Annotated in this window: 12 protein-coding genes; all 12 read left to right on the top strand. The window is 30.8% G+C overall.

The window, feature by feature from the left end; translation table 11 throughout:
• Positions 1–28: 28 nt before the first annotated feature.
• Positions 29–598, top strand: coding sequence for a phosphatase PAP2 family protein (locus tag C8C84_RS13280; RefSeq protein ID WP_121314106.1), 570 nt, complete (start codon positions 29–31; stop codon positions 596–598).
• 362 nt (positions 599–960) lie between these two features.
• Positions 961–2,013 (top strand): glycosyltransferase family 9 protein, encoded by a 1,053-nt coding sequence (locus C8C84_RS13275; RefSeq protein ID WP_121314105.1) that lies wholly within the window; start codon positions 961–963, stop codon positions 2,011–2,013.
• Between the two features lie 105 nt (positions 2,014–2,118).
• Positions 2,119–2,781, top strand: coding sequence for an SDR family NAD(P)-dependent oxidoreductase (locus tag C8C84_RS13270; protein ID WP_121314104.1), 663 nt, complete (start codon positions 2,119–2,121; stop codon positions 2,779–2,781).
• A 57-nt stretch (positions 2,782–2,838) separates the two neighbouring features.
• Positions 2,839–3,450 carry a hypothetical protein gene (locus tag C8C84_RS13265; RefSeq protein WP_121314103.1) on the top strand — a complete coding sequence of 204 codons (612 nt, stop codon included), beginning with the start codon at positions 2,839–2,841 and terminating at the stop codon, positions 3,448–3,450.
• 354 nt (positions 3,451–3,804) lie between these two features.
• Positions 3,805–4,569: a patatin-like phospholipase family protein gene (locus tag C8C84_RS13260; protein ID WP_121314102.1), complete on the top strand. Its 765-nt coding sequence runs from the start codon at positions 3,805–3,807 to the stop codon at positions 4,567–4,569.
• A gap of 63 nt (positions 4,570–4,632) precedes the next feature.
• Positions 4,633–5,517: a lysophospholipid acyltransferase family protein gene (locus C8C84_RS13255; protein ID WP_121314101.1), complete on the top strand. Its 885-nt coding sequence runs from the start codon at positions 4,633–4,635 to the stop codon at positions 5,515–5,517.
• A gap of 255 nt (positions 5,518–5,772) precedes the next feature.
• Positions 5,773–6,591 (top strand): phospholipase A, encoded by an 819-nt coding sequence (locus C8C84_RS13250; RefSeq protein WP_158592574.1) that lies wholly within the window; start codon positions 5,773–5,775, stop codon positions 6,589–6,591.
• A 140-nt stretch (positions 6,592–6,731) separates the two neighbouring features.
• Complete coding sequence (locus C8C84_RS13245) at positions 6,732–7,589, top strand: helix-turn-helix domain-containing protein (RefSeq protein WP_121314099.1); 858 nt, start codon at positions 6,732–6,734, stop codon at positions 7,587–7,589.
• Positions 7,590–7,674: 85 nt separating this feature from the next.
• On the top strand, positions 7,675–8,997 hold the full coding sequence (locus C8C84_RS13240) for a TolC family protein (protein ID WP_121314098.1): 1,323 nt from the start codon (positions 7,675–7,677) through the stop codon (positions 8,995–8,997).
• A gap of 35 nt (positions 8,998–9,032) precedes the next feature.
• Positions 9,033–10,175: an HlyD family secretion protein gene (locus C8C84_RS13235; RefSeq protein ID WP_121314097.1), complete on the top strand. Its 1,143-nt coding sequence runs from the start codon at positions 9,033–9,035 to the stop codon at positions 10,173–10,175.
• A 7-nt stretch (positions 10,176–10,182) separates the two neighbouring features.
• On the top strand, positions 10,183–11,730 hold the full coding sequence (locus C8C84_RS13230) for an MFS transporter (RefSeq protein WP_121314096.1): 1,548 nt from the start codon (positions 10,183–10,185) through the stop codon (positions 11,728–11,730).
• A gap of 64 nt (positions 11,731–11,794) precedes the next feature.
• Positions 11,795–12,367: a porin family protein gene (locus C8C84_RS13225; RefSeq protein ID WP_147406863.1), complete on the top strand. Its 573-nt coding sequence runs from the start codon at positions 11,795–11,797 to the stop codon at positions 12,365–12,367.
• Positions 12,368–12,372: the final 5 nt, after the last annotated feature.

The following is a 12,372-nucleotide window of genomic DNA, read 5'->3' as shown; positions in this document are numbered from 1 at the left end:
AAATTAAATTGTTAGAAAAATAAAATATATGTTAGAAAAGATCAAAGAACTTGACACACATTTATTTCTTTACTTAAACGGAATTCACAATCCTTTTTTTGATCAAATTATGTATTGGGCGAGCGATAAAATATTTTGGGCGCCATTTTATTTATTAATAGTTTACATAATCATCAAACAATATAAAAGGCAAAGTATTTCAGTTTTTATTGCGATAGGTCTAGTAATAACATTTTGCGACCAAACCGCATCGCATCTTATTAAAAATATTGTCAAAAGATTAAGACCATCTCACGAACCAGCTTTGCAAAAGTTTATCCACTTAAGCGAAGCAGGACCTGGTGGACAATACGGTTTTATTTCTTCACATTCAGCTAATGCTTTTGGTTTTGCTACTTTTCTCATTCTACTATTGCCTAATAAATACAATTGGTTAAAAGGCATATTGTTGTTTTGGGCTATTTTAGTTGCCTACAGCCGTATTTATAATGGTGTACACTATCCTACAGATGTAATTGTAGCTATGTTTTTGGGAATAATTTATGGATATCTTGCTAAAACAATATTAGTAAAACATGACCTCTCTTATAAATACTAAAATTACTATCAATATCGCGGATTAACTCTGCTAATCCAAAAAAATATTCTAGGCAGAATTCATTATTTGATATTTCAAACCTCATCTATTGGGTTCAAAATCCACTCTCATATCTAAAACTTAATAATTAGTCTTCTAGTTTTCGATTCCGAAATCATATAATAATAGTTAAATTTAATCACTTGAATAATTTAAAAATTAATTAGGTGTCAACTTCGCTATGATTTAAAACCTTTTTTGACCAACTACTGCCTTAAACAGACCTATTAAAATATGAACTAATTACCAACTTTGTTGCTGCAATTGTTAATCCAATAAACAATAAAAAACAACACTAATCTGTCTAATTCTTTTACCAAAATATGGATTTTTTTAATGAAATTAACATAATTAGAAGAAGAATAACACATCGAGTGACCAAGAATATTAGCAATTCTTCTGACAATAACTTTCCTTCAATTGATAATAGAGAAGATATCAAAAAAATACTAATCTGTAGACCCAATCACAGGTTAGGAAATCAATTATTAATGACTCCATTAGTACAAGAAGTAATTAATACTTTTCCAAATAGCAAAATTGATTTATTTGTAAAAGGAAATTTATCTACAATTATATATAAAAATTATCCAAACATTGATAAAATAATTCAACTACCCAAAAAACCGTTTAAAAACTTGATTCAATATCTTTTCACGTGGTTATCTATTAGAAAAAAGCGATATGATATTGTAATTAATGTTGATAAAGATTCATCATCTGGTAGACTTTCAACCAAATTTGCTAATTCAGCGTACAGGATTTTTGATGATGAAAATGAATATTTCAACTTAAAATATAAAGATTATAAACATCTGGCTAAACATCCTGTATATAGTTTAAGGATTTTTTTGTCAACGATTGGAGTTGCCAATGTTAAAAAGGTAATACCATCATTAGATCTCAAATTAAATTCTGAAGAGATTGCTGAGGGTAAAAAAATACTAAATCAACTTATTGTAAATAAAGAACAAAAAACAATTTGCTTATTTACTTACGCAACTGGAAATAAATGCTATTCAGAATTATGGTGGATGGAATTACTTGAAAAATTAAAAAAAGAATTTGAAAATTTTAATATCATAGAAGTTTTACCTGTTGAAAACGTTTCCCAAATTGCTTTTAAAGCACCTACGTTTTATAGTAACGATATACGTCAAATGGGATCACTAATTGCAAATACGGCTATTTTTATTAGTGCCGATAGCGGAATTATGCACTTAGCAAGTTCTGTACAAACACCTACGGTCGGATTATTTTCAGTTACTGATTTGGATAAATACCAACCTTATAATAAAAATAGTTTAGGACTAAATACTAACATTCTTAGCACAAATGAAATCGTCAAAAAAATTGATGCAATTATCAGAAAGTAATTCACTAATCGGATACCCTCTTTTTGACCAATTCCAACCTTTTGTAGACCTTTCTTAATATCCTATCTATACTAATATTTGTCTAATCATTTAACAATACCAATAATGAGTAAAAGATTAAACCATAAAAACACTTTCGTTATTGACGGAACAAGTGAGTTAGGCAAAGAGATTGTAAAATCTTTTCTCTTGGAAAATGCAACTGTGATTGTGCCAGCAAAGAGTGCGGATGAATTAGATATACTAAAGAAGCATGTTGAAGAAATAAAAACGGGTCATCTGATTACTTTTTTGACTGATATTTCAGACTTCAACAAGGCAACTGATGTTTCAGAAATAATAAGAGAAATTTATGGTCAAATAGACTTAACAGTCGCAGTAATGGAAAATGAAGATGATAATGATTTATTTTTAACAGGATTAAAAATAAGTGAAATACAAAAAACTATTCAAAATAATATCACGACTTGTTTAATCTGTTCTCAAATTTTTCTTAACCACTTGGGTAATCCCAAATGTACTTTCATAACAATTACTAACGAAAGTAAACTAAAAACTAATCCTATAAGCAAATTACTTTCAAATATTCAAGATTGTATAGCTAAAATGATTGGAGAAGAAACTTCCAAAATAAAAGCTAGATATTTTCACCTATTCATTAACAAACATAAAAACTGCAATGCTAACACTAGTCTTATTAGTCAACAAATCATTACTATTTTTTTAAACAATAAAACAGCAAAAAATGAAACAATCATTCATATTTAACCATAAATTCAAATCCCAATTGTAATCGATATCTAATCTAAATTAACAATTATGACAATGAAAACAAAAAAACCAATCTTAATCTTAGTAAAGATTGCAGGTCAATTGCTAAAAGACCAACAAGAATTAGATTATTTAGCATTTCAATTATCTCTTGGAGAAGCTGAAGCAAAGGAAGAGTTTGAAAAAACTAAATCAAAAATCAAAAATAGCCTTCATAAATTTAGAGTAGAACTAAATTCTCAAATTGATGAGGAATATGCTTTTCTTGATAATTCTCTAACTGATTTAGAAAATGAATTAGATGAAGGAGAGGCAAAAACTAAAGAATTATTTTTAAAGCAAAAGAAAAATATTTTACAAAAATTGGAAGTTGTTAAAATTGAAATTGAAAACACCCCAGTCTTTTTAAAATTAGCTGACTTTTTTACTCCGTTATTAATTAAAACAAAATTACAATTAGAAATTTTAGAAAAAAACTTTGATGGAAAGAAAGCAGAATTAACAACAGGGTATAATGAAGAAATGATAACTGCACACGAAAAAATAAATGTTATAATCTCAACATTAAAAGAAAAGCAAGACGATGCTAATTTAAAATGGGAAAATTTTAAAGATGAAATTCACATTTCTTACGAACATTTAAGAAAAGCCATTCATGCTTTGTAAATTATAGAATTATTAAAAAGAACAACTTTAAAATTAAAATTTTACAATTGCTGGTTATGGCAATTAGCAAATTATTTAAAAAAATGTACGAAAAACTAAAAAGTTGCATGAGAAGTTAAAGAAACTGTCAAATAAGACAAAACAAGAGGTAAATGATGCAGCTAAAATGCTTCGAAAAAGTAAAATCATAAGAAACTACAGATAGACAAAAATTCAAACAGGAATCCAAAAAACATTGTCAATTTAAAGAACAATCAAATGAATTAAAACTAAAAATTGAACGGTATATAGATCAAAAACAATGTTAAATGACAAATCTGTTAAACTTAAAAAAATCAAATTCAAAAAAAAATTATGTCTAGAATAGGATTAGCATTATCAGGTGGTGGAATCAAAGGTATAGCTCATCTTGGTGTACTACAATATCTAACAGAGTTAGGTATAAAACCAAACGTGATTGCGGGTACTAGTGCAGGATCATTAGTTGGTGTGTTTTACGCATCTGGTTTCAGCCCAGAAGAAATATTAAAAATTGGTAAAGTTGAAAAATTTTTCAATTATTCTAATTTATTGGTTAGAAGTGGCGGGTTGTTTACACCAGATGTTTTTGAAAAAATTACAAAAAAATACATTACACACGATAAACTTGAATTATTACAAATACCTACCTATGTCACAGCCACAGATTTAACCAACGCTAAATTACACGTTTTTAGTACAGGATCACTATCTACTGCTGTAAAAGCTTCTTGCTGCGTGCCGTTAGTTTTTCATCCAGTATTTCATGAAGGTGTCTATCTTTCAGACGGTGGTATTTTAAACAATTTTCCAACTGATATTATCGAAAATAAATGTGATAAAATTATTGGAATAAATGTTAATGCTATAAATAAAATGGAAGGCAAAATGGGATATAAAAGAATGATTGAAAGAACACTTCACATTTCATTGAACAATAGTATTGATAGTAAAATGAATAAATGTGATGTTTATATTGAACCACCTAACATGGGAAATTATGGAACTTTTGAGTTTAAAAAAATTGATGAGATTTATCAAATAGGGTATAATCATGCTCAAAATTTGAAATCACAATTAATAAATCTAATAGAAAAATAAGAAGATTACTATTTTAATGAAAATTACACTTTTCATTTTTTATAAACTATAAAATTTCTTCCAATGATTTTTGCTTTCCTATATCCTATTTCACTATTCCCTTTAAGAATATTATATGTTATTTCTGACTTCGCATATTATATTCTCTATTACCTAATAAAATATCGTAGAAAAGTTGTCTCTGAAAATATAAAAATAACTTTCAGATCATTATCTGAAAAAGAACAAATAAATATTGAGAAACAATTTTATAAAAATTTTTGTGACAACTTTATTGAAACAATAAAATTATTATCAATATCTAAAAAAGACCTTCAGTCGCATATATCCGCAGATTATTCAGAGCTTGAAAAAATTATTTCTGAAAACAAAAATTGTCATATTTACTTAGGTCATCAATTTAATTGGGAGTGGGCGAATGCACATATTGCATCCATGTTTCATAAAGCAGACGTACTAGTTGTTTATAAACAATTAAGTAGTAAAGCAGCAAATAATTTTATGTTAAGACTGAGAAGTCGATTCGGTTCTAAAATGATTCCGTCAAAATTCATGAAAAGAGATATAAAACCATTTGATCAAAAAAATCATATATTAATTTTAGCCGCTGATCAAAATCCAAATATCTCGGAAAGAAGCTTTTGGGCATCTTTTTTATCTCAAAAGACTGCCTTTATGAGTGGTGCTGAACTCTATACAGCTTCAAATAAAACTACTTCTTTATTTGCTAATATTATTAAGACAAAGAGAGGACACTATAAATTCATCATTACACCAATTTTTGATTTTTCAAAACCCTATCAAGTTGGTAAAATAACACATCTTTTTATAAGAAATCTTGAGAGTGCTATTATTGCAAATCCCGAAAATTATCTATGGAGTCATAGACGCTGGAAACATATTTATAAAAACGAATATAAAAAAAGGTGGATAGGTAATATACAATAAAAATAATATAAAAATATTTTCAGATGAAAAAACACAGGCAGCTTAAACTATGATTTTCAGATGTATATGATCTTCGTGGTAAATCAACTTTGTATGATTTATTAAAAAAAACTGCACTTTTAATTCCATAACGAATCCTTTTTTATAAGAATTTCTCTGTGCTATCTAAACAAAATGAGAACATAAAAAAATTTAAAAATAACTTTATACTGCTTATTTTTAAGAGAACCTAGAAAAAATATTTAAAAGATGATTATGAAAAAGGAAATAGTAATAGTGGTGAGTATATTAATAGGATGTAATAGCATTTTGGGACAAACAAATACACGAGATTCTATAAATAACTTGCTAAAAGAAGCACCTCAATTTACGATATTTAAAGACAACTATTTTATCACTGGATTCCAAGTAAATGAACCTATCAATTCAAATAATTCAGACGCTAAGTTTCAAATCAGCATTAAGGACCGATTAACCAATGCTGTACTGCCTTTCAATTCTTTCCTGTATTTTACATATACTCAAAAGTCATTTTGGAACATTTATAAAAATTCAAGCCCTTTTTCTGAAAACAATTATAATCCCGGCATGGGTCTAGGAAAATTTTATTTAAACAAGCACAGATTGTTAAATATGGTAGGTATTGGACTGGACCATGAATCCAATGGTAAAGACAGTATAGATTCCCGTTCCTGGAACAAAGTAAGTTTTCATTATAGGATTGCCTTTCCTGGCTCTATTACATTAGCAATAAGTACATGGATTCCATTTGCTTATAAAAGTGATAATCCCGATTTAATAAAATACATTGGTTATTTTGAAGCAAATCTTATAAAAAAATCTAGAGATAACCGATTCGTAGTTGAAATAACGGCAAAGAAGGGAGCAACTTGGGACAATAGAGGCTCATTTCAAACACAATTTTATTATCGAATTGGAAAAAACAACAATCAATATCTATCCTTACAATATTATACAGGTTATGCTGAAAGTTTGTTGCATTATTCAGAGAGTACCAACAGCATACGTATTGGGTTAGTATTTAGGCCATCTAATTTTTTTTTACACGAATAAAAAGCTAACCACTTAAAATAACGTAAATAAAATCGTATTGAAACCATAGGAATGCACCGGGCCAACGGCTCAACTTATAAAAATCTTGCGCATCAATTTGCTAAAAACAATACCTTAGACTTCTTTAAAATTTGTTATAAATGCCATTGATAAAAATACTCACCGAAAAAGACTTCTTTAAAAATGCTAAAGAAGGCTATCTTTTGCGCCCATCAGGCAACATCGTCATTTTTTTAGTAAAAGGACTTATGCAGATGGAAATAAATGGAAAGCCTGTATCTTATGAAAACGAACATATTATATTGATTTCAAAAAAAAATATTTATAAAATCATCCGTTTTACTGAAACGCTGAAAATGTATATTTTAATACACAACAGAGAAATTACTAGAGAAAAAATCTATTTTAATTTCAGCAGATATGATGTTTACCAAATTATAAATGCAGAAAAAAATCAAAACATCTTTAAACTAGAAAAAAAGGCTTTTAGTCAAACCGTAGGATTGGTTAAATTATTGAATTATCACGTCAATCAGAACACAAAAGAGTCTTCTTTTCAGGAACAAATTATCATTGCATTATTCACAACCATTATCTATACTTTAATGGATTCATTAGCAGAAAAACTGCAATCTGAAACGATACTAAATACCCGAAAAGAAGAAATCACACTGCAATTTATCGAATTGGTTTCTTTTCATTTTAAAACAGAAAAAGAGTTGCTTTTTTATGCCAAACAACTAAATATATCTATCAAATATCTTTTTATCTGTGTCAAAGAAACAACTAAAACACCACCTACAGAATTTATTGCAAATGCCTTACTTAATGAGGCAAAAACATTACTACTCAGTACCAAAAACACAATCTATATCATTGCATCAGAACTTCAATTTTCAGACCAATATGCCTTTGGTAAATTTTTTAAAAAGCATACAGGTTTAAGTCCGAAGAAGTATAGAAACAAAAATGAAATTGTATTTTTAGATACCATTTAAACTTCTTTTAATCCTTTTTCAACCTTTTATAAAGCTATTTTATTTTTAAATTTGCACTTTGAAAATATAAATACACTAAATTAGTATGAAATCATACCCTTTCAAGATTTTTTTTTGGATAACTTGCCTATTCTTAAGTTCATTTGTTTATGCCCAAGATTCAATACAAAAGAAAAAAATTACCATTGATGAACTTTTTTCTTTAGTTACAGAAAACAACCCTTCATTAGCTGTTTCTAAAGCGGGCATCAACATCGCTAAACAAGACATAAAGGTTGCTAAAAACCAGCGACTTCCTGATTTTAATGCGAATGTAAGTGTAACTTATATTGGTGATGTATCTGTTTTAGATGAAAATTTCTCTAATTTTTCAAAAGTAGATATGCCTCATTTTGGAAACGTATATGCTATAGAAGCTACTCAATTAATTTGGAGAGGAAATGCAGTAAACAATGCTATTCAGGCAAAATCGTTACATGAAAATATAGCTTCTCTTAGTTATCTGTCTAATGAACAAAATATCAAATTACTCGCATTAGGATACTATTTGGACTTGTATAAATTGCAAAATCAAGCAAGTGTTTATCGAAAAAATATTGAACTTGCAGAAAAGCGATTAAAGAACAGTAACCAATTTTTCAAACAAGGAATGGTAACCCGAAATGATGTTATCCGTGGCGAATTGCAAATTTCAAATCTTAATTTGTCTTTGCAAGTGATAGAAAATAACATTCAAATTTTAAACAAACAACTCACTGTAGCTTTGGGATTGCCAGAAGAAACACAGATTATAGCAGAAGAAACGATATTAAATGAAAATCCCGAAATTTCGCTTTTAGAAACCTATCAAAACAATATACAAGACCATCCCATCTTAATGATGACCAAAAAGGCAGTTGAACTATATGAAGTTTCTGAAAAAATAACCAAAGCAGAGCGTATGCCTGTTTTATCTGCTTTTGCAAGAAATACACTTCAACGTCCCATTACTACTATTTCACCTGCTTTGGATATGTATTCAAATGGATGGAATGTAGGTTTATCGCTTAGTTATAATATCAGTTCACTTTATAAAACGCCGAAAAAAATCCAACTTAACAAATATGAAACAGAACGAGCTCAAGCACAAGCAAACGAAGCTGAACAGTTGATAAGCGTAGCTGTGAAAGCGGCATACATCAAATACAACGAATCTGTTACCCAAAATAAAACATTTGAAAAAAATAAAGATTTAGCCAATGAAAATTACAGAATTATGGAAAGCAAGTACAACAATCAATTAGCTATTTTACTTGATTTAATTGATGCTAGCAACACCAAACTAGACGCAGAGTTGCAATACACCAATTCAGAAATCAACCTCATTTTTGCTTATTACAAGTTAGTAAAAGAAAGCGGAAAACTATAATTATTTCATTTGCTCATATATAAAAGATAAAAGATATGTCACAAAATCAAGATAAAGTTCAAGAAACAGTTTCAAAAGAAACTACTCCAAAGCCAAAACCGCCTGTTAAGAAGAAAAATACTGGAAAAATCATTAGTATGACTATATTGGTGTTTGTGTTGGTAGGGTTGTATTGGGTCATAACCTCTTACTTAAACATAGGAAATGATCGATACACCAATGCGGCACAAGTAGAATCATTCATCAATCCTATAAATACTCGTGTTTCGGCTTATATTAAAGAAATACGGTTTGTAGAACACCAATACGTAAAAAAGGGAGATACACTCGTCATTTTAGACGACAGGGAAATACAAACCCAGTTAGGACAGGCAGAAGCGGCTTATATGGCTGCATTGGCATCCAAAAATGTAACTTCAAATTCTGTTAAAACCGCTTCAAACAATATCAATACCGCACAAGCAAATATTGAAGCGGCACAAGCAAACATCAATTCTGCCAAAGCAAGATTGTGGAATGCTGAACAAAATTACAACCGCTACAAAAATTTATTGGCAGACGAAGCCGTTACACGCCAGCAGTTTGACCAAATAAAAACCGAATATGATGCCAGCAAAGCTCAATTGGGAGTCATAATTTCTCAATATCAAGCAATTACAAATACAAAAGAAACAAGTGTGTTGACAGTTAATGAAGTGCAATCTCGTTTGGGAATGAATGATGCGGAAATAAAACGTGCCGAAAATGCACTTCAAATGGCAAAACTCAATCTTTCCTATACGGTAATTACCGCCCCACACGATGGAATTATGGGAAGAAGAACCGTAAATGTAGGCCAGTTGTTAAATATAAGCCAGCAGGTGGCTACAATTGTTGACATTAACAACATTTGGATTTCAGCCAACTACCGTGAAAAACAAATGGAAAAAGTTGCCATCGGTGGTTTTGCAAAAATTAGGGTTGATGCATTGGGCGGAAAAGAATTTGAAGGAAAAATAACGGCTATTTCCGGAGCTACAGGAGCCAGATATTCGGCTGTTCCGGTTGATAATTCGACAGGAAACTTTGTAAAAGTGCAGCAGCGTATCCCAGTGCGGATTGAGTTTACCAAAAACAACAATCCTGAAGATCTGAAATTGCTGCGCGCAGGCATGAACGTAGAAGTTACCTTAAAATAGCAGCGTTATGTACAATAAAGGACCGTTTGCCACTTGGGTTCCCAAACCGATTATGCTGCTGCTGATTATTATTTTTCTGTTACCGCTGTTAGCGTTAAATGGCATTTATACCAGCAATATATCTGATATTTCTGGAGCATTGGCAACCTATTCGGAATATATTTCTATGGCAAATAATGCCACAACTATCGGAATGGCTGTTGCCGGTACTATCGTGATGCGTGTCAAAATGCGTTTTCGCTCCAAAGAAATAATTGTTTTTTGCACTGTTGTCGTTGCTGGTATTTCTTATTTGATAGGAACAACAGACAATATATTGATGGTCATTGGAGGAAGTTTTTTTATTGGCTTGCTTAAAATGTTTGCCATGATAGAAATGATGTTGCCAGTTATGTTCATCCTATCACCAACAGGAGAAAGAGGGAGATTCTACTCTATATTTTACCCTATAACGATTGGCATCGGGCAACTCTCCTCTTACCTTATGGCTGATTTAATCTTCAACAGCAGTTGGCAGGCACCTTACTTCTATATGTCGATAATGATGTTAGTTATTGCTTCCCTGTCGTTGATTTTCCAGCACAACCAACGCTTTGGCTTTAAAAAGCCTTTGTATCAGATTGACTGGCTGTCTTTGGTTTTATTTTCCGTTTCCGCAATGTGCCTGAATGCAGGGCTTACCTTTATGCGACAGCAAGGTTGGTTCAGTTCACCCTTTATTACAGGTTCCTTTTTGATAAGCGTAATACTTTTGGCGGCCCTTATTTACAGGCAAAAATTTCTAAAACGCAAACTCATCAAATTTGAACTGATTGTTCAAAAAGTAAATGTATGGCATGGGATGATATTACTTTTGTTTCTAGGCGCATATTTGGCAAGCAGCAGTATTTTTGTCCAATACACAGTGGGTGTTTTAGGGTATAACAATCTTATTAATGCAAAGCTGAACCTATGGATGATTCCCGGAATTGTTATAGCAGGGTTTCTTGCCTTTCATGGTTTTAAAAATAAATGGAATGTAAAATACTATATTATTTTGGGCTTTATGGCTTTTTTTCTTCATACTCTGATGTTGTATTTGATGATCCAACCGCAAATGAATATAGAGTATCTCTATTTTCCAATGTTTATAAAAGGTTTAGGATTAGGAATTCTTTTCATTGGGATCTGGTATTATGCTACCTTAAACTTACAAATAGACGATATGCTTAGCCTTATAGGCATCATGTTGTTGGTGCGGACTTTTATAGCAACAGCGTTTGCAGGAGCAATTATTAGTTGGGCAGCTTATCAGGGACAATGGCAAAGCCTGAGTGATATTTCTGTCTATTTGGATACAGGAGATTTCAGCGACGGCATGAGTATGTACCAAACAACACAAGTCAATGCCATGATGGCTTCTTCCAAGATTGTGTTGGGATATTTGTGTTGGCTCATTATACCAATATTGATTTTTGTATTAACCCATCATTACGGACAATTCAATAACCGGAGGATAGTGTTTTTAAGAAAGGTAATAAGGGGGAATAGGTTACGGGGTTATAAGTTTTCATAACAGAATATCAGAATTATTTTTATTAAGATTACAAGAATTAGGTATTAAATAAATCAAGATGACGATGAGACCAATAGTAGGCCTTTTACTTATATCGGCGATAAGCATCCATAATTGCAGAGCGCAAGAAAAATTGGAAGAACATGCTTCCTTAAAAGGGAAAATAGGGATATCTGCTATAATGGGGGATGCCTTCATCAAACACAATATCGATACGAAAAAAAATGAAATCAGTTCTGCAGCTGCTCTCGGATTGAACGTAAATTACTGGATTTCCAATAAATTTGCTTTAGGGGTGCATTCGGATATGATTTTTGAAAGTTTTATCATTGAAGAAAAGAACGGAGAACTGGAAAATAATTTTATTGAAAGAGAATATCCATTATCTGTAAATGCGGTAGTTACCTATAACCCTTTACATTCCTTGGGATTGCTGGCAGGATATGGTAAGGAGTTCAGTGAGGAGAAGGATTTTTCTATGTTTCTTGTTGGGGCAGAATATATGGTAGAAATTCCCCACGACTGGGAACTTGGCCTTTCTGCAACGTATGAAGTGAAAAATGACGCCTACGATACTTTTGTGGTTGGGTTAGGGCTTACTAAATTAGTAAGTTTTGAAAAAAAGCATCACTTATAAATTTA

This window comes from Flavobacterium sp. 102, from assembly GCF_003634615.1.
Lineage (GTDB): Bacteria > Bacteroidota > Bacteroidia > Flavobacteriales > Flavobacteriaceae > Flavobacterium.
The sequence above is the reverse complement of the archived record's forward strand: the minus strand, read 5'-3'. Positions and strand labels throughout refer to the sequence as shown.